17 protein-coding genes are annotated in these 17,508 nt (G+C 44.9%); 9 read left to right on the top strand and 8 right to left on the bottom strand.

The genetic code is table 11. The features are described 5' to 3' along the window. Window positions 1-9: 9 nt before the first annotated feature. The 4 genes from G6N79_RS16585 to G6N79_RS16600 form a co-directional block, all read right to left on the bottom strand. Window positions 10-1,170, bottom strand: a complete 1,161-nt coding sequence (locus G6N79_RS16585) for a 1-deoxy-D-xylulose-5-phosphate reductoisomerase (RefSeq protein ID WP_200818769.1) — start codon at window positions 1,168-1,170, stop codon at window positions 10-12. An 18-nt stretch (window positions 1,171-1,188) separates the two neighbouring features. Further along, on the bottom strand, window positions 1,189-1,980 hold the full coding sequence (locus G6N79_RS16590; protein WP_103905728.1) for a hypothetical protein: 792 nt from the start codon (window positions 1,978-1,980) through the stop codon (window positions 1,189-1,191). 115 nt (window positions 1,981-2,095) lie between these two features. Further along, the gene (locus G6N79_RS16595; protein ID WP_103905729.1) at window positions 2,096-4,216 is read right to left on the bottom strand and encodes a S9 family peptidase; all 2,121 of its coding nucleotides are present in this window, start codon (window positions 4,214-4,216) and stop codon (window positions 2,096-2,098) included. Window positions 4,217-4,427: 211 nt separating this feature from the next. Further along, window positions 4,428-4,763: a DUF3276 family protein gene (locus tag G6N79_RS16600; protein WP_103905730.1), complete on the bottom strand. Its 336-nt coding sequence runs from the start codon at window positions 4,761-4,763 to the stop codon at window positions 4,428-4,430. A 270-nt stretch (window positions 4,764-5,033) separates the two neighbouring features. Between G6N79_RS16600 and G6N79_RS16605 the strand changes: the two genes are divergently transcribed. The 4 genes from G6N79_RS16605 to G6N79_RS16620 all read left to right on the top strand — a co-directional run bounded on the left by G6N79_RS16605 (window position 5,034) and on the right by G6N79_RS16620 (window position 9,318). Next, the gene (locus tag G6N79_RS16605; protein ID WP_103905731.1) at window positions 5,034-5,897 is read left to right on the top strand and encodes a LiaF transmembrane domain-containing protein; all 864 of its coding nucleotides are present in this window, start codon (window positions 5,034-5,036) and stop codon (window positions 5,895-5,897) included. Window positions 5,898-5,905: 8 nt separating this feature from the next. After that, entirely contained in the window at window positions 5,906-6,946 is a 1,041-nt protein-coding gene (locus G6N79_RS16610) for a sensor histidine kinase (protein ID WP_103905732.1), read from the top strand. Further along, window positions 6,943-7,683, top strand: coding sequence for a LytR/AlgR family response regulator transcription factor (locus G6N79_RS16615; RefSeq protein ID WP_103905733.1), 741 nt, complete (start codon window positions 6,943-6,945; stop codon window positions 7,681-7,683). Before G6N79_RS16610 ends, G6N79_RS16615 begins: the two co-directional genes overlap by 4 nt. 192 nt (window positions 7,684-7,875) lie before the next feature. Continuing rightward, entirely contained in the window at window positions 7,876-9,318 is a 1,443-nt protein-coding gene (locus G6N79_RS16620) for a serine hydrolase (protein WP_103905734.1), read from the top strand. 236 nt (window positions 9,319-9,554) lie between these two features. On the opposite strand, the gene G6N79_RS16625 is transcribed toward G6N79_RS16620, so the two are convergent. The 3 genes from G6N79_RS16625 to G6N79_RS16635 all read right to left on the bottom strand — a co-directional run bounded on the left by G6N79_RS16625 (window position 9,555) and on the right by G6N79_RS16635 (window position 11,261). Next, window positions 9,555-9,929, bottom strand: coding sequence for a RidA family protein (locus tag G6N79_RS16625; protein ID WP_103905735.1), 375 nt, complete (start codon window positions 9,927-9,929; stop codon window positions 9,555-9,557). 68 nt (window positions 9,930-9,997) lie between these two features. Then, window positions 9,998-10,432, bottom strand: coding sequence for a helix-turn-helix transcriptional regulator (locus G6N79_RS16630; protein WP_160003673.1), 435 nt, complete (start codon window positions 10,430-10,432; stop codon window positions 9,998-10,000). A gap of 331 nt (window positions 10,433-10,763) precedes the next feature. Beyond that, a complete protein-coding gene (locus tag G6N79_RS16635; protein WP_146060593.1) occupies window positions 10,764-11,261 on the bottom strand; it encodes a TlpA family protein disulfide reductase in 498 nt (165 codons plus the stop codon). 141 nt (window positions 11,262-11,402) lie between these two features. Between G6N79_RS16635 and purN the strand changes: the two genes are divergently transcribed. After that, window positions 11,403-11,978: a phosphoribosylglycinamide formyltransferase gene (gene purN / locus G6N79_RS16640; RefSeq protein WP_103905738.1), complete on the top strand. Its 576-nt coding sequence runs from the start codon at window positions 11,403-11,405 to the stop codon at window positions 11,976-11,978. A gap of 85 nt (window positions 11,979-12,063) precedes the next feature. On the opposite strand, the gene G6N79_RS16645 is transcribed toward purN, so the two are convergent. Then, on the bottom strand, window positions 12,064-13,230 hold the full coding sequence (locus G6N79_RS16645) for an esterase (protein WP_103905739.1): 1,167 nt from the start codon (window positions 13,228-13,230) through the stop codon (window positions 12,064-12,066). A 137-nt stretch (window positions 13,231-13,367) separates the two neighbouring features. Here G6N79_RS16645 and purH point away from each other — a divergent pair, with 137 nt between their 5' ends. From purH to G6N79_RS16665, 4 genes are all read left to right on the top strand, one after another. Further along, on the top strand, window positions 13,368-14,894 hold the full coding sequence (gene purH / locus G6N79_RS16650) for a bifunctional phosphoribosylaminoimidazolecarboxamide formyltransferase/IMP cyclohydrolase (RefSeq protein ID WP_103905740.1): 1,527 nt from the start codon (window positions 13,368-13,370) through the stop codon (window positions 14,892-14,894). 169 nt (window positions 14,895-15,063) lie between these two features. Then, entirely contained in the window at window positions 15,064-15,684 is a 621-nt protein-coding gene (locus tag G6N79_RS16655) for a hypothetical protein (RefSeq protein ID WP_103905741.1), read from the top strand. A gap of 170 nt (window positions 15,685-15,854) precedes the next feature. After that, a complete protein-coding gene (locus tag G6N79_RS16660) occupies window positions 15,855-17,033 on the top strand; it encodes an AIR synthase related protein (RefSeq protein ID WP_103905742.1) in 1,179 nt (392 codons plus the stop codon). A 12-nt stretch (window positions 17,034-17,045) separates the two neighbouring features. Continuing rightward, a complete protein-coding gene (locus G6N79_RS16665; RefSeq protein WP_103905743.1) occupies window positions 17,046-17,480 on the top strand; it encodes an ATP-dependent zinc protease family protein in 435 nt (144 codons plus the stop codon). Window positions 17,481-17,508 lie beyond the last annotated feature (28 nt).

Here is a 17,508-nt window from a genome sequence, read left to right on the forward strand (position 1 = left end):
ATTTGCTAATTATTTAACTATTCTGTCTATTAAACTCCGTGCCACTCTTCTACTTTCTTGGTCATAATGAAGATAATCCGGTAGGGAGAGGTTATTTTTAAATTCCAACTGACACAATGTCTCTTCGATAACGTCGCTCATCGCCAAAAAACCAACCTGATCATTCAGGAAGGCTTCCACCACCACTTCGTTTGCGGCATTTAACACACAGGGGCTGTTTCCACCAGCTTCCAGGGCTTGATAAGCCAACTTCAGGTTGCGGAACACCTCCATATCGGGTTTTTCAAAGGTCAGGGTTGGGTACTCCATGAAATCCAATCGCTTGAAATCATTCACAAAACGTCCGGGATAGCTTAAGGCATACTGAATCGGGAGTTTCATATCTGGAACGCCCATTTGCGCCTTGACGGACCCATCCTGGAACTGCACCATGGAATGCACCACGGATTGGGGATGGATGACCACGTCCACCTGCTTGGCATCCAGATCGAACAGCCATTTGGCCTCGATAACCTCCAGTCCCTTATTCATCAGGGTTGCGGAATCGATCGTAATTTTGGCGCCCATATTCCAATTGGGATGCTTGAGGGCCTGTGCTTTTCCTACGTTTTCCAGGTCATGACGGCCTTTTCCACGAAATGGACCACCCGAAGCGGTCAGGATAATCTTTTCAATAGGGTTTTGCTCCTCACCTACCAGGCATTGGAAGATGGCCGAATGCTCGGAATCTACAGGCAAGAGGCGCACCTGATGCTTTTCGATCAATTGGGTTATCAATTCACCGGCCACGACCAAGGTCTCTTTATTGGCCAGGGCAATGTCCTTACCGGTCTCGATGGCGGCAATGGTCGGGCGTAATCCAACGGATCCCACAACAGCGGTTAGGGCGATATCGATATCATCGCGCCGCATGCTCTCTACCAATGCATCATCGCCGTAGAGCACTTCGATGGATTTTCCCGAAAGGGCTTCCTTGACCTGACGATAGGCTTGCTCATCGGACAGAATGACGACTGCCGGCTCAAACTGCAGTGCCTGCTGGATCAGTAGTTGTGCATTCTTTCCTGCCGAAAGAACCGTAACCTTGAATTTCTCTGGAAATAGGGCAACGACCTCCAGCGCCTGTGTACCTACGCTGCCGGTCGAACCTAATATCGCTAATCTCTTAATACTCAAAATAATGATATGTTATAGAATATTGTCCATGACTGATGGATCTGCCCCACCCTTGTATGCTTTCATCATATCGATGTAGACAATGGACATCACCACGCCCACCAATGGGATCACAACAAACGAATTGATCAGGCTCAGGATCCTCGATACCAAGGAATAGCCCAGATATTCGGTCCCGACCTGTAGGATATGTGCCAATGCGACAATAAAGATAATAGTTAGTAATCTGAATACATTGCCCTTTGTCATCGCCAAACTGAATCGGTAGGACTTTAGGGTATTGAACCCATTTTCGATAATGAAAAAGGGAAAGAATGACGTACGGATCAGGATGAACAACATAATCACGCCGGTCAAAAAAGGATGGATTTCCGATTGAACGGTCACCATGTCAAATCCCAGGTACAGTAACGGGAACAACAGGACGTACATCAACAGATACACCACGAAAGCGATCAGGCTGTACAACAAGAGCCCCAGAACATAGAAGATAAACTGGGAAAGACTTGGCAGATAGCCCAGAAACCCGAGGTGTTTCTTTTCTTCCTTGGCCAGGTGCACGGCTTTCTTGAGCAGCACCAGCTGCAAGCTGAAATAGATCGTCACAAAGACCAGGAGCAACAGCACCTTAATGAAAAAATTGGTGGAGTCCAGGTACAGTGCCAGGAAGGAAGACAGGTTAGAGGTAATGAAAAGTAAAAAACACAGACCGGCCAGTGATACATAATTGCGCATCAAAATATCTATTGCTCTTAAAACAACGTCGTTAGCCTTGAATGTAATGTCCTTTAGAAAATCTAGCATGTCTAAACAATAATTGCAAAGATGATATTTTTTTTAGGTAGAAGCAATTTTTCGAACGCCCTATTTGCAACAAAAAAGGGCTAAGATTAATTATCGTAGCCCTTTTCTGCACTTTTTATTTCATGTTCTCCGGAATCGGTTTCTCCAATAGGTATTGGTAGTAGAAACGCGAGCGTTCCTTGAAGTCATACGCTTGCTTGGATCTGTTGAATCCGTGTCTGCTTCCCGGGTAGATCATCAGCTCGAAAGGCACGCTGCGCTCCGTCAGGGCATCCACCAATTGAATGGCATTCTGCATATGAACGTTGTCGTCCAAATCACCATGCATGATACGCAATCTTCCCTTGTACTGGTCTACATACGGAAGGATCGAACCATTCTTGTACCCTTCCGGGTTATCCTGTGGGGTATCCATCCAACGCTCCGTATAATGGGTGTCATACAGTTCCCAGCTGGTCACCGGCGCCCCTGCAATTCCGAAATCGAAATAGTCAGCTCCTTTGGTCAATGCCAAACAAGTCATGTATCCACCGTAACTGTGTCCAGTGATCAATAATTTATCCTTCGCCACGAAAGGTTTTGCCTTTAGCCATTTGGCGATGGTGATGTAATCGACAAGTTCCCAGTTTCCAAGGTTTCTGTGCATCCATGCAACACCTTGCTTACCGAAGTGTCCGGAAGCGCGGTGGTCACACTCGATCTGGATCACACCTTCCTGCGACCAGAACTCACCCGATGTACCTTTCCAGGTATTGCGAACCGTACCTGCATCTGGACCACCATAGATACTCATGATGACCGGGTATTGCTTAGTCTCATCGAAATCCGTCGGATAGGTAATGATTGCTGGCAGGTTGAATTTGCCATCCTCCGATGGAATGGTGATGTATTCGCGTTTTGCCACTTTATAGCTCGCAAAATCTGCGGATTTGCTATCGGCCAATTCTTTCACCACTTTACCCTTGTTATCCAGCAACGCTACTTTATTTGGTGTATGGATATTGGAATAGTTGGTCAGGAAATACTTGCCGTCTGGAGAAACCATCACGTTGTGGGTATAATCTCCAAATGTCAAGCGCTGAAAGTTCTTACCGTTGAAATCCACACGGTACAGGTCGCGAGTTGCGGAATTTTCTTTCCGTGCCGTAAAATAAAGCACCTTTCCTTTTTCGTCAATATGGGCAATGGATGTCACTTGCCAATCACCTGATGTGATCGGATTGATCAATTTCCCATCCAACGTGTATAGGTAGTAATGTGCCCAACCCGTCTTGTCAGATTTTAAGATATAATGCTTGTTGTCTGCCAAGTAGGTGATCCGCTCATCATGATCTAGATTGATCCATGTTGGCTGTTCTTCGTTATAGATATCTTTTTTCTGTCCGTTCTCCGGATTGACCGCATAGAATTTTAGGTTCGTCTGATCGCGGTTCATCCATTGCACCATAATGGATTTGCTATCGAAACTCCAGTACGGTTGACCAAAATATTGATCGTCCTTTTCGTTGAAGTCCGCCCAAACCACCGGTGAACCCGCTGCTTTCACAAATCCAACTTTTACTTCCGGATTCGGGTCACCAGCTTTTGGATACCGTGTTTCTTCCAAGTAGCCGTGCTGACCTTTGGAAACATAGATCGGGAACATAGGCACCTTGGTATCATCGAAGCGCATGAAAGCGATCTGCTTGCTGTCCGGGGACCACCAGAACGCTCTGTAGTTTGTCGGGCGACCTAAGATTTCCTCATAGTACACCCAAGATGACCAACCGTTATAGATCACATCGGTTCCGTCATTCGTGTAACGGATCTCTTTGCCTGTTTCCACCTCCAGTCCATAAAGATCGCTCTTTCTGGTAAAGGCTACATATTTTCCATCTGGAGAGAGCGTAGGATTTTGCTCATCTACTTCCGGCGAATTCGTTAATTTCTTTGCTTCCCCTGCTGGGTATTGTATAAATACATCCTTATCCTTTACAAAAACTTTGGTAGACGTGTTTGTGGGGTAGGTATAACTTTCTTTTTTTCCGGTTTTCACATTGACCTTGAACAACTGATTGTTGTCGCGTTGGATGTAGTGATTGGCATCCGCCCATCCTTCAAAACGACTGATGCTCTTGGTCAGGGAGGGACTGCTCCCCCAGGCTTGGTCAAAGGTAAGCTTCTTGGTTTGCGCCTCCACGGTTGCTGACGATGTAATCAGTAAAGCAACACAAGCAGCAGATAAAAATCTATTCATTTGCAATTTGTTTGTATTTTTTGGTTTCCGAAAATAGTAAAATATACACCTATTGGCTAAAGTTGCATGTAACATCTTTAACAATAAATATACTTTCCTATCAATTTTGGTTAATAATAGCTTGATGTTAGCCCAAAAATGGCGTTCAAGACCATGTATAAGAAAGCCACTAATTGCTTAGTGGCCCTTCAATAATGTATTTTAAACTAAATTAAAAAGAGTAATTGTCTTTTTGCACTAGCTCGCCGTTGTTCTCATAACCTTCGTCCTGATTCGGCTCATATCTTTTCTCTATAACCTCTTGGTTAGATTTGATGTATTCTACTACATCTTGCAAACCTTCCGCGAATTTCTCGAAGTCTTCTTTATAAAGGAAAATTTTATGCTTTATAAATTGTCCATCTTCAAACCGCTTCTTACTTTCCGTTATCGTCACGTAGTAGTCGTTGGAGCGGGTGGCTTTTACATCAAAAAAATAAGTACGTTTGCCCGCCCTCACCTTTTTTGAAAATACCTCTTCACGCTCTTTGTTATCAAAATCTCCCATTAGATTAATATAAAATTTAAGTTTAACCCTCTATTTTCAGTCATAAATATATAATAATTAATTTCAATCATCCAAATTTTATTTAAAAATTATTGTTATAATAATTAAATTATAAAGCGATATGACGGGTATTTAATTGCAGGACCCACGGGTATTTACCGAGGAATTTCAGTAGTTCACCGAAAAAAATACCCCGAAGACCTATTTGCTCTGTCGCGATGCTTATATTCGCTATACTTTTGAGGTAACGAAATCAAAAGCTAAAGAACTATGAACAATCAAACAACGAAACAAGACTTTCAGAAACCACCTCGGAAGAACAATTCCGCAAACCTAGTTGGTTTCATCATCGTGTTCCTCGGGGTCGCTATCCTCTTCAAGAACCTCAATATGGGCTCTATCTTCCCATCGTGGATCTTCGGTTGGGAAACCATCCTGATCATCATCGGTTTGGTGATCGGTATCAACTCCAAGTTTGAAAAGAAAGCATCCATTATCTTGATCCTGATCGGATCGGTGTTCCTATTAAAGAATGAGCTCGGCCTCAGCATCGGAAAATTCATTATCCCTGCCGGCGCGATCATCCTGGGGTTATACCTGATAAACCGCAACCGCAATACCCCACAATTGCCCCCTACGCCACCGCAAGATGACGAATACGATTGGGACAAGCGTGTAACAACGGACCTGCAGTCTGAGAACCCAGGAACAACCACTTCTTCGACAAATGACCCCTATGCTCAAGCTACACAAGCTGAGCATAGGATTTACAACAAAAAGTTTCAACCGGATTTTGAAAACTACCTGAAAGTGGACAACTTCTTCTCGGACACCAAAAAAGTGATGCTGAGCAAGAACTTTCTGGGTGGAAACATCACATCGGTATTCGGAAGCACATCGCTGAACTTTCTGCAGGCAGAATTGAAGCAACCCGTGGTCATCGATACCTTCCAATTGTTTGGCAGCACCAAGATTATAGTTCCGACAAACTGGCGCGTATATTCGAACGTATCTTCTATCTTTGGGGAAGTGGATGACCGACGCCCAATGATCGAGATCGAAACGGACGACAACAAGAAGATCTATATCACAGGAACCTCCATCTTTGGCGGTCTGACCATTAAAAACAGTTAATACGAGGCATGAGCAAACCCATCACCGAACAATCAAAACGATATGTGATCCATGCCTCTTCATGGATTATTTGCGTTTTATACCTGCTGATCATTTACCTGCTCTTGCGCTGGTCCAATATCGCCAAGGTTCCTGCAGCCTACGATGCTGTAATCGGTGCATTGACCATGACGGGAATTTCTTACCTCACCTATAGCACCCTGCAGTTCTACCTGCCCAATAACCGGAATTACTGGAAGCTTTTTTCCATGGCCGCTATTTTCTCGGCCATCTCGGTGACCATCACCCGATTTTTCATTCTTCAGTTCGTCCCTGACGAGAACCTCGTCTATCTGGACTTTAGCTTACCTTTTCGTTTCGTGATCAATTTCTTGATCATCACCTGTGTCATGACCGTCAATGTCTTCTGGAATATCCAGGAAGAATTGAATATCAATAAAAAGAGAAAGGATGAAAGCGAGCGCATGGTGCGCGATGCAGAACTCTACAATTTGAGGCAACAGTTGCAGCCGCACTTTCTCTTCAACAGCTTGAACTCCATCATTGCCCTGATCGGCAGCCAACCCAAGGAAGCCCGGAACATGACGTTCCAGCTGTCCGACTTCCTGCGCGGCACCATGCGCAAGGACGAAAAGCAATTCACGACCGTACAGGAGGAAATCAACCACCTCAGCCTTTACCTGGACATTGAAAAGGTCCGATTCGGTCATCGGCTGAGTACGTCCTTCACTTATGAGGAGGAAGTTCTTTCCGCCAGCATCCCCGTGATGATCCTGCAGCCCTTGGTGGAAAATGCCATCAAATTTGGACTGTACAATGTCACCGATGAGGTCCTGATAACGATTAATATCTTCAAAGAAAACAATATTTTGACCATCCAGATCAGCAACCCTTTTGAATCGGATCAACCGGAACAGAAAAAGGGAACCGGATTTGGCCTTTCGAGCATCCAACGCCGGATGTACCTGCTATTCGGCAGAACCGACCTGCTGCATACCGAGCGTGTCGAAAACACCTTTATTTCAACACTTAGAATCCCACAATTATGATCAAGACCATACTAATCGACGATGAACCCTTAGCACGGAGCATGGTGCTGGAATACCTACAAGACCACGCGGACATTCAGGTCGTAGCGGAATGCAATGATGGCTTCGAAGGCGTGAAAGCCATTCAGCAGCACCAACCCGACTTGGTATTCCTGGATATCCAAATGCCGAAACTTACGGGATTCGAGATGCTCGAACTACTGGATAAACAACCGCACATTATCTTTACGACAGCATTCGATGAATTCGCCTTAAAGGCTTTCGAGAAGAATGCTATCGACTACCTCTTGAAACCGATCCGTCCGGACCGCTTTGAACAGGCTATCGAGAAATTCAAGACGGCATTCCAATCGAAGGAAGCACCAAAGATCGACACCCAAAAACTGCAGGAATCCATGGAGGAAGAATCCCTGGAGCGGATTGTCGTGAAAACCGGAAACCAGATCAAGATCATCCCCGTTCAGCAGATCCTTTTCCTGGAGGCTTATGATGATTATGTCAAGATCCATACCCCGGATGGCCTATTCCTGAAGAACAAAACCATGAGCTCCTTTGAGAAGCAACTGGACCCGAAACAATATGTTCGGGTACACCGATCCTTTATCGTGAAAGTCGATCAGCTGCAAAAGATCGAGCCGATGGAAAAAGACAGTTACATTGCTACCCTCCTGACCGGCGAGAAAGTCAATATCAGCAAGTCGGGATATGCCCGCTTAAAGCAGGTAATCGGGTTATAAAGGAATTGCCTGTCCTTTTATCCTTAATAGGAATGAGGGACAGGCTCACCGCAAAAGCCTCAGCAAACTCCGTTGCGAACGTATGCAGTGGCAATTCCTTTCTGTATTCAAACAGCTGGTCAACCTCTCCTGTTAAATGCTTATTTTCCTAACCATTTACAAATTAAACTATTTGTTTTGTAGTTTTGAAGTATGAGAATTAATGGATTCTACCTATTCACCATCCTCGGCATCCTTATTGGATCCGGACTGCATGCGCAGACAAAGGATGAGAACAACAACCGGGCGGTATACAATCGAATTGAATATTTCTACAATGCGAATCAGTTGGATTCGATCTATAATCTAGCAAGCGATTCTTTCAAAGAGGAAATCAGTGCCGACAAGTTACTGGCCACCCTGAAAAGTGTGCAGACGCTTGGGAAGATTAAGAACGCCGAAAAGGTAGCATACAGCAATGGTGCTGTCAGGTACAGACTGGATCTTGAATCTGCAACCTTTGCGTTGAAACTTGCCGTCGATTCAAACATGCAATTCTATGGGTTTCTCATCGAGCCTTTTACTGATGAGATCAAGAAACCGGAAAATAAAACGGATGTTATTTCCAACGTGGAAGCAAAAAACCCCTTGGATCTGTTCGTAGATTCCATTGCACGCAGCTATGCCAAAGATGGCAGCGCACAGTCCTTGGCTGTTGCTGTCATCCACAAGAGCAAGATCAACACATTTTTCTACGGAGAGACCGATAAGGGTAACAACACCCTTCCAGATGCCAACACCCTGTATGAAATCGGGTCGATCACCAAGACATTTACGGCAAGCCTCTTGGCGGATATGGTCAACAAGGGACTGATCGGTTTGGACGATCCCATTACGAAAGTACTCCCCGACTCGTTGGCCCAGAACGCCGACCTACAACAAATAACTTTCAAGATGCTGGCCAACCATTCGTCTGGTTTACCACGTCTGCCGGATAATGTGGATAAAAACCCCAAGTTTACACAGGCAGATCCGTATGCAGCATACGATAGGAAAGCATTATTTTCCTATCTGAAAAACTTCAAGGCCACTAAGGAACCGGGCACGGAATACGAATACAGCAACCTGGGTTTCGGATTGTTGGGCGAGCTCCTGAGCATTGTCGGCAAGAAACCTTATTATCAATTGGTGAAGGAAAACATCCTGACACCTTTGGAAATGGTGAGCACGTTTGATAAGATCAACCCGAAAGCAAAAAATCTGGCCATACCCCATGACAGCAACGGCACATCCGTTCCGTTTTGGAACTTTCAGGCCATGTCCGGAGGAGGATCCTTAAAATCCTCACTGAATGATTTACTGCGTTACACCATTGCACAGCTTACCTATCCCGAAACTGAAATTCAAAAGGCCATGCACCTCACGAAACAGTTCACACTGTTCGTACCACCAAATTCCGACATCGGCTTGGGTTGGCACATGCGCATGATGGATGGCGTCATTGCATACGAACATACCGGAGCGACTGCCGGTTCCAATGCTTTTGTGGGCTTTGTCCCTGATGAAAAATCCGTGGTGATCATCCTCAGCAACTCCACTACGAAAATGGATAAAATGGGAAACGAGTTACTGCAGAAAGTCTTGCAGACGAAATAAAAAATGGGGAGCTTTTCTACTGAAAATGCTCCCCACGTGTTAAAGAGTAGTTCTGTTGTTGGCTGCCCAAGAGGATAACATCCACCGGCAACCTAAAACGGTCAAACCATCTTCACCCTTTTGGCATCCTGCGAAGCCAAATAACAGTAAATAATATTCCTGCCAATGCTTCCTCTACGATCGCCAATTGGGAATATACGGGTTTATTATGTGTGCTTACTCTTGGGAAGGCAGACCTAAACCTCCGCAATCAGGTCAACTTCCAATTTATAGTTCCAGGGCAGTTCTGTCACCGGCACCACGGTCCTCACCGGCTTATGCTTTCCGATGAAATCAGCGAATAGGGCATTGAACTGCGGGCTGTATTTAATATCGCTCAGGTATGCTGTCACTTTGACCACCTTCGAGAAGCTGCAGCTTGCAGCAGTTAATACCTGTTCGAGATTCTGGAAGAGAATGTTGAACTGCGTTTCGAAATCATCTTCATGGTGGTGACTTCCCTCTGCCGAGATGGGCAGCTGTCCGGACACGAACAGGAAATGATTGGATATGATTGCTGTACTGTAATGTCCCTGAGGTTTTGGCAGTCGACCTGCATTCATGATTCTCATATTAAACGCTTATTTTCTTAATCCTTCCACAAATTAAACTGATGCTTAATTCCCAAAATAGAACATAATTAGCCCATGATTTTCGGAAGGTGTTTTGGAATGTACCCGGTCATCTGTCTGAAATAGCGTGTGAAATGACTTTGGTCGCTGAAACCGCAGAGAAAAGCGATCTCAGTAAGCGAATACTTGTTTTCCTGCATCAATTCAATGGCGCGAATCATGCGGATTTTTCGCTGATAAATCATGACGGTACTTCCGACATATTTTGCGAAATTCTTTGAAATTGTTACACGATGCACGGAACACATCTCCGCCAATTGCTCCAGGGAAATTGGTTTGTTCCAATTTGTTAATATATGATTCTTAACAATCTCCACCCAAGCAGGGTGTTTGGTGAGTAACGGCTCTTCAATGGGTTCATGTTCAAAAGTCAGCAGTAGGGATTCTACGGCTGCGAATGAGGCTTCATCTCGATAACTTAATTCTTTATAAATATTTATCATATAATAATTGTGTTTCATGTGCAATTCGTCAGACTGCCGGGATGATGTGCCTTCACGAAAGTGAGGGACGGGCTCCCCAGAAACATGGCGCCCGCCAAGGCGAGCATCGATTACCAATTTTAGACAATAGCAGCCCAAAAATGGCCCCTGAAACATCCGTAATTCAACAAACCGTTTTTTTAATCCGGCTTACTAATCCTGAATAAATGTTTCAAATAACGGTCTAACGAGTGTAAATGTACACAATTATTTAAATTTTAACTATTATATTATTCTATTAAGATAATTATAGAACAAATAGGAAATTAGAATTTTCACAAAAACCCACGAATTAATTCGCTTTCTGTAGGTATTGGGCTATATTTTCAACCTTGCCTTCGCCATCAAATTGTTTAATTAATTGTAGCGAATCGGCTCTAAAAACCGCCGTAGAGGGAAAGTTTTTTGGGTTAAACATTAATATAAATTCTCCTTCCGGGTCATAAAGGAACTTTACCCGCTTATCTTTCGCTAATTGCGGGGCAAACATATTGACAAACCCATCGACCAGCGGTTTTTCTTGCATAGAAATAAAATAAAAATCAACTTCAGCTGCAAAAGTATCTAGCATCTTGGCGATCCCTTGTCCCAGTTCTTGGCAATGACCACATCCCGGATCATAAAATATGAGTACCTGTTGGTGGGATCGGTCCAGGGAATCGCGCGTAAAGGGAAGGCCCGTATCCTTATCATAGAACTTGCTGAACGCTGGCATCTCCATGCCTTCCTGCGCCCATGTCCTGCCATGCATCAGCACCAACACCAGGAATATGTATGCGATTTTTCTCATTATTTCTCGATTCATGAGGTGAAACATACTTAAATCTACCAAAAAAATGCGTCAAATACGGTGCAAACCGCCCCCGCTTTACAAAAAAACAGCTATATTTGGAGATTATTAAGGTATTAATTTATAATCTATTAAAACACTGTGAAAAAGCGTATTGCTATCTTTGCTTCAGGTTCTGGTTCGAATGCCCAAAAAATCATGGAGCATTTCAAATACTCAGACAGTGCTGAAGTCGCCCTCGTCCTCAGCAATAACCCCGAAGCATTTGTCCTCCAGCGGGCGGACAATTTCGAGATCCCTACGCATGTTTTCGACAAGCATGACTTCTATCAGACCGACGAGGTGGTCGAGCTGTTAAAACGCTTGGAAATTGACATGGTCGTCCTGGCAGGATTCCTATGGCTCGTTCCAGCGAATCTATTGAAAGCTTTCCCGAACAAGATCATCAATATCCATCCTGCCCTTTTGCCAAAATTTGGTGGCAAGGGTATGTATGGCGACCGCGTACATAAGGCAGTCCTGGAAGCCGGAGAGGAAGAACATGGCATTACCATTCACTTCGTGAACGAGAATTTTGATGAGGGAGAAATCATCCAACAAGCCAAGTTCCGCATTGAACCTGGAGATACCTTGGAAATCATCAAGTTCAACGGACAGCAACTGGAACACCTCCACTACCCAAAGGTGATCGAAAACCTGATCAAGAAATACAATTAATAGCATACTGCTTCAAAAAGAAAGCCCGTCAATTGATGATTGACGGGCTTTTATATGCTTTGGGTATTAACCCTACTCCTTTGGCTTATTGAAATAATTGCGGAACAAACTCGACCAGATATTGTCTCCAGTTGGACCAGGTATGGCCACCTTCCGATTCGTGATAGGTATATTTCAACCCAACAGCATCCAGGCGCTTGCGGAAATCCACTCCGGTCTGGTAAAGGAAATCCGTCTTGCCCATCCCTATCCAATACAATTTCAAACCATTGGCCTGCTGTTTTTTCAGATTGGCATCAAACTGATCGTAAACCTCACGCTTCACTTTATCATTGATACGGAAGGCTGCGGAGAATAGGCCAACATAGTCAAAGGTATCTGGGTTGAATGCAGAGATAAACAAGCTGTGGGAACCGCCCATGGAAAGTCCTGCTATTGCGCGATCGGCTTTCCCCTTTTTGACACGGTAATTCTTTTCGACAAACTGGACAATCTCCATGAAACTGGATTCCATATCGCCAGTCCCCACATCCGGGGTATAGAATTCGATGGGGTACTCTCCTTTTTCAGATGATCCCGGTGCGGCAACATTACTGGTATGTCCATTCGGCATCACGACGATCATGGGCTTTGCCTGCCCGGCGGCGATCAGGTTATCCATAATCTGCGCAACACGCCCCAATGTAGGCCATGCGTCCTCATCTCCACCCATTCCATGCAGTAAATAAAGTACGGGCAACTTCTCCTTGGAACTTTCATAACCCGGCGGGGTATACACGGTCATCCGGCGCTCAGCTTTATTCAAGGCCGAAGGATACCACTGCTTGATCATCGTGCCATGGGGAACCGATTGTGTTTTGTAGAGCTCCGCAACCCCGCCGTTGCCGATGAAATAATTGAACACATTGTTCACATCGCGCACCTGATAGACATTGCTGGGATCATTGATCCGGACGCCATCCACCGTATAGGTATATTGGTACAGGTCGCTACCGAGCTGCTGCTTATCCAATCGCCAGACCCCATCTTGCATTTTCTGCATGGCGATTCCAAGATCGGGCTTCTCCATCCAATTTCCATTCACGTAGACGACCTGTGCCTCAGGCGCATACAGCTGAAACTCGATGATATTGTCCTTGGAAACCTGTGGAGAGGTGATCTTGGGGCGTTCCTTTCCAATGTTCTCTTGCGCCAGCAGGATTGCAGGCACATGCAGTGCAGCGAGGATCAGGAGTAGGGATAGATTCTTCATACAATAGGTTTTACGTTTAAGGAAAGACAATATACTAATAATTGATATAAATCGAAATGAATCCATCCATAATATTATGACATTTTACCTCAAAATCCATTTTTAAGTGTTATCTTTGCGGCTCCAAACAAAACACAATGAATCATCCTGTTAAGATAAAAAATGCATTGGTTTCCGTTTACTACAAGGACAACCTAGCACCTCTAATCGAACTTCTAAACAAATATGGTGTAACCTTCTACTCCACTGGTGGCACGGAAGCCTTTATCCGTGATTTGGGAATCGGCGTGGAACGTGTTGAAGACCTGACGGGTTATCCATCCATCTTGGGTGGCCGCGTGAAGACCCTTCACCCAAATGTATTCGGTGGCATCCTTTCCCGTCGTCCATTGGAAGATGACAAGAAGCAATTGGAGCAGTACGAAATCCCGGAAATTGACCTGGTGATCGTCGATCTTTATCCATTTGAAGAAACGGTGGCATCCGGAGCTGCTGAGCAAGATATCATCGAAAAGATCGATATCGGAGGAATCTCCCTGATCCGTGCCGCTGCAAAGAACTTCAATGACGTGGTGATTATCTCCTCAAAAAATGATTACAAGGAACTGGAAGAAATCTTGGCTGCGCAAGAGGGAACAACAACGTTGGAACAACGTAAATCCTTCGCTAAGCGTGCGTTCAATACTTCTTCCCATTACGATACAGCAATTTTCAATTACTTTAACCAGGAAGAGCCTTTGTCGGTTTTCAAACAGTCCGAGCAAGCAGCACAGGTGTTGCGCTATGGCGAAAACCCACACCAAAAAGGAGTATTCTATGGAAACCTGGATGCGATGTTTGACAAGTTGAACGGTAAGGAACTATCCTACAACAACTTGGTCGATGTGGATGCGGCAGTAGCCATTATCGATGAATTCGAAGAACCTACATTCGCAATCCTGAAGCATACCAACGCCTGTGGTGTAGCATCCCGTCCGACCATTAAAGCGGCGTGGGAAGCAGCCTTGGCTTGCGATCCGGTTTCAGCATTCGGTGGTGTATTGATCACCAACGGTGAAGTGGACCAGGATACTGCAAACGAGATCAACAACCTATTCTTTGAGGTATTGATTGCACCTTCGTATACCGAAGAAGCATTAGCAATTTTAACAGCTAAGAAAAACAGAATTATCCTTCGTCGCAAGGACGTGCAACTTCCGACACAGCAGTTCAAGACGTTATTGAACGGGGTGATCATGCAGGACAAGGACAGCACCGTTGAAGGTCCTGATGCCATGACATCTGTAACGGACGTGAAACCTACGGCAGAGCAATTGAAGGATCTATACTTCGCCAATAAAATTGTTAAGCATACCAAATCGAATACCATTGTCTTTGCAAAAGACGGCACGTTGATCGCTTCCGGTGTGGGACAGACTTCACGTGTGGATGCCCTTAAACAAGCGATTGAAAAGGCGCAGTCTTTCGGATTCGAGATCAAAGGCAGTGTGATGGCATCCGATGCGTTCTTCCCATTCCCTGATTGTGTAGAGATCGCAGGAAATGCTGGCGTAACGGCAGTATTGCAACCCGGCGGTTCCATCAAGGACCAGTTGTCCATTGATATGGCGAACGAAAAGGGTGTCGCTATGGTGACCACCGGTGTTCGTCACTTTAAACACTAATGTTCATCAACATAAAAATACAGAGCCTGTCCATTTCGGACAGGCTTTTTTTATACATGTACCGCTGGATTGCGGTAAAATTATCGTCAAACTGCTGATTACCGTGCATGGAACACAATAATTAGTCATTGGAACTGTTTTTGTATTAGTAGGGTATAAATCAGAAACTATGGTAAAACTTGTGTTGGGCAATTGCCTATTGTTGCTATTATTAATGAGCTGCCAAAATGCAGAGACGAATAAAAACATGAACCAGGGGAATGCTGTATCTGATAGCAATATCATTGCACCGGATAGCAACCTCCGTCAACAGACTGATGGAGATACCCTCCAACGTATCCGCAGCAATTTCGAACGGGTAAATGCGATTACCGATTGGGACCGCATCGATTCGGCATATATCCACGAATCTACGGAAGGTGGACAGGCCAAGTATTACATCAAAAACGATAAGTTGGAGCTGATCAAAGTTAAGAATTATGGCGAAGGTGGCTATACGTTTCAGGATTACTATCCACTGAATAATGAGCTGTCTTTTGTGTACGAGGAAGTATTCCAGTACAACACCCATATCATAGATCCGAAGTTTGATATGGATAAAACCAAGAAGTCGGGCGAAGTCCGTTATTATTTCAAAGATGGGAAGTTATTCAAGGCCATTGCTACGGACAAGGAGATGGAAGCCTATATCAAGGACAGCGATGAAATGGAAAATGCGCTTTCCAGCATTTACAACAAGCTGATCAAGATCAAAGAAAACGGTTACAATCCAAAAGGTATTTCTGAATAAGGCCGCTGGGCAAACCGCGATAAAACTGTGTTCTGCGTACTGATGCTGTCCACAAGAACGGGCGCCAGCAACAGGAAGTGGAATTGGTTTTTGAAAGCTTCGAAATGGAATCCCCATCTGGAGGAAAAACTTTCGTAATAGTCGGTATGTTTGTTTATTTTTGCAGCACGATGTCAGATTTAAAATACAACCAACGAGGTGTATCCGCTGGAAAAGAGGATGTACACAACGCGATCAAAAACATTGATAAGGGCTTGTTCCCAAAAGCTTTCTGTAAGATCATTCCGGACATTTTAGGAGCGGATGAGGACTGGTGCAACATCATGCATGCCGACGGTGCGGGAACGAAATCATCCCTAGCGTATGTCTATTGGAAAGAAACTGGTGATGCATCTGTATGGCGTGGGATTGCACAGGATGCAATCATCATGAACCTGGATGATTTATTGTGCGTGGGTGCCACGGACAACATTATCCTTTCCTCCACGATCGGCAGAAACAAGAATGTCATTCCTGGAGAGGTGATCGCTGAGATCATCAACGGAACGGAAGAGATCCTTGCTGAACTTCGCGAATTGGGAATCGGCATCTATTCAACTGGTGGAGAGACTGCAGATGTGGGCGACCTGGTGCGCACCATCATTGTGGACAGCACGGTCACCTGCCGGATGAAACGTGAGGATGTGATCTCCAACCACAAGATCCAAGCAGGCAATGTGATCGTCGGTATGGCATCGTACGGTCAAGCTACATACGAAAAAGAATACAACGGTGGCATGGGCTCCAATGGATTAACCTCCGCCCGTCACGATGTGTTCAGTAAATATATCGCAGAGAAATACCCGGAAAGTTTTGACCCCGCAGTACCATACGAATTGGTATTTGCTGGAGGGAAAGCACTGACTGATAAGATTACGGTGGAAACAGGTGAAGAAATCACGGCAGGCAAATTGGTACTTTCCGCGACACGCACCTACGCCCCTGTCATCAAACAGATCTTGGACAAATACCGCCAGCAAATCGACGGCATGGTTCATTGTTCGGGAGGTGCGCAGACGAAAGTCCTGCACTTTGTGGATAATGTGCATGTAATCAAGGACAACCTCTTCCCTATTCCTGCTCTTTTCGAGCTCATCCAGAAAGAATCCAACACGGATTGGCAGGAAATGTACAAGGTTTTCAATATGGGGCACCGCATGGAACTGTATGTTCCCGAAGCTATCGCTGCGGACATCATTGCCATCTCGGAATCCTTTGGCATCCCGGCACAGATCATCGGTCGTGTAGAAGCTGCTGACAAGAAAAAAGTTACTGTACGCTCCACATATGGAGAGTTTACTTACGAATAAAAAATCCCTTTGATGGTAAAAGGTAAAAAGACCATTGGTAGAACAGAAGTGATCGACCTGCCGGAACTAGGCCTGTACAACATACATGCGAAGACCGACACAGGTGCGGAAACTTCTGTCCTGCATTGTGAGGATATGGAAATTATCAAGAAGGATGGGCACATGTACATCGTGGCCTACATCCGCCCCGAGGAGCATAAAGCGAAAACCCTCCGCTTTACCTTCCCCGTACATCGGGAAAGGACCGTAAAGAGCTCCTTCGGGCAATCTGAAATCCGTTATATCTTTTTGACAAAGATTCGCATGTTCAACGAGCTATATGACATCAAACTGTCGTTCAGAAATCGTTCTTCCATGTCCTATCCGATGTTATTGGGACGAAATTTTATAACAGGAAAGTTCCTCGTCGATGTTTCCAAGAAAAACCTGGCGACGAACCTCCTATAAAAACCATTAGAAACGTTATCTGTTTAAC

The organism is Sphingobacterium lactis, assembly GCF_011046555.1.
Classification (GTDB): domain Bacteria; phylum Bacteroidota; class Bacteroidia; order Sphingobacteriales; family Sphingobacteriaceae; genus Sphingobacterium; species Sphingobacterium lactis.

Coding starts and splice junctions, on each gene's coding strand:
- G6N79_RS16590 (WP_103905728.1), bottom strand. CDS start 1,980: ATGCTAGATTTTCTAAAGGACATTACATTCAAGGCTAACGACGTTGTT.
- G6N79_RS16595 (WP_103905729.1), bottom strand. CDS start 4,216: ATGAATAGATTTTTATCTGCTGCTTGTGTTGCTTTACTGATTACATCG.
- G6N79_RS16600 (WP_103905730.1), bottom strand. CDS start 4,763: ATGGGAGATTTTGATAACAAAGAGCGTGAAGAGGTATTTTCAAAAAAG.
- G6N79_RS16605 (WP_103905731.1), top strand. CDS start 5,034: ATGAACAATCAAACAACGAAACAAGACTTTCAGAAACCACCTCGGAAG.
- G6N79_RS16610 (WP_103905732.1), top strand. CDS start 5,906: ATGAGCAAACCCATCACCGAACAATCAAAACGATATGTGATCCATGCC.
- G6N79_RS16615 (WP_103905733.1), top strand. CDS start 6,943: ATGATCAAGACCATACTAATCGACGATGAACCCTTAGCACGGAGCATG.
- G6N79_RS16620 (WP_103905734.1), top strand. CDS start 7,876: ATGAGAATTAATGGATTCTACCTATTCACCATCCTCGGCATCCTTATT.
- G6N79_RS16625 (WP_103905735.1), bottom strand. CDS start 9,929: ATGAGAATCATGAATGCAGGTCGACTGCCAAAACCTCAGGGACATTAC.
- G6N79_RS16630 (WP_160003673.1), bottom strand. CDS start 10,432: ATGATAAATATTTATAAAGAATTAAGTTATCGAGATGAAGCCTCATTC.
- G6N79_RS16635 (WP_146060593.1), bottom strand. CDS start 11,261: ATGAGAAAAATCGCATACATATTCCTGGTGTTGGTGCTGATGCATGGC.
- G6N79_RS16645 (WP_103905739.1), bottom strand. CDS start 13,230: ATGAAGAATCTATCCCTACTCCTGATCCTCGCTGCACTGCATGTGCCT.
- purH (WP_103905740.1), top strand. CDS start 13,368: ATGAATCATCCTGTTAAGATAAAAAATGCATTGGTTTCCGTTTACTAC.
- G6N79_RS16655 (WP_103905741.1), top strand. CDS start 15,064: ATGGTAAAACTTGTGTTGGGCAATTGCCTATTGTTGCTATTATTAATG.
- G6N79_RS16660 (WP_103905742.1), top strand. CDS start 15,855: ATGTCAGATTTAAAATACAACCAACGAGGTGTATCCGCTGGAAAAGAG.
- G6N79_RS16665 (WP_103905743.1), top strand. CDS start 17,046: ATGGTAAAAGGTAAAAAGACCATTGGTAGAACAGAAGTGATCGACCTG.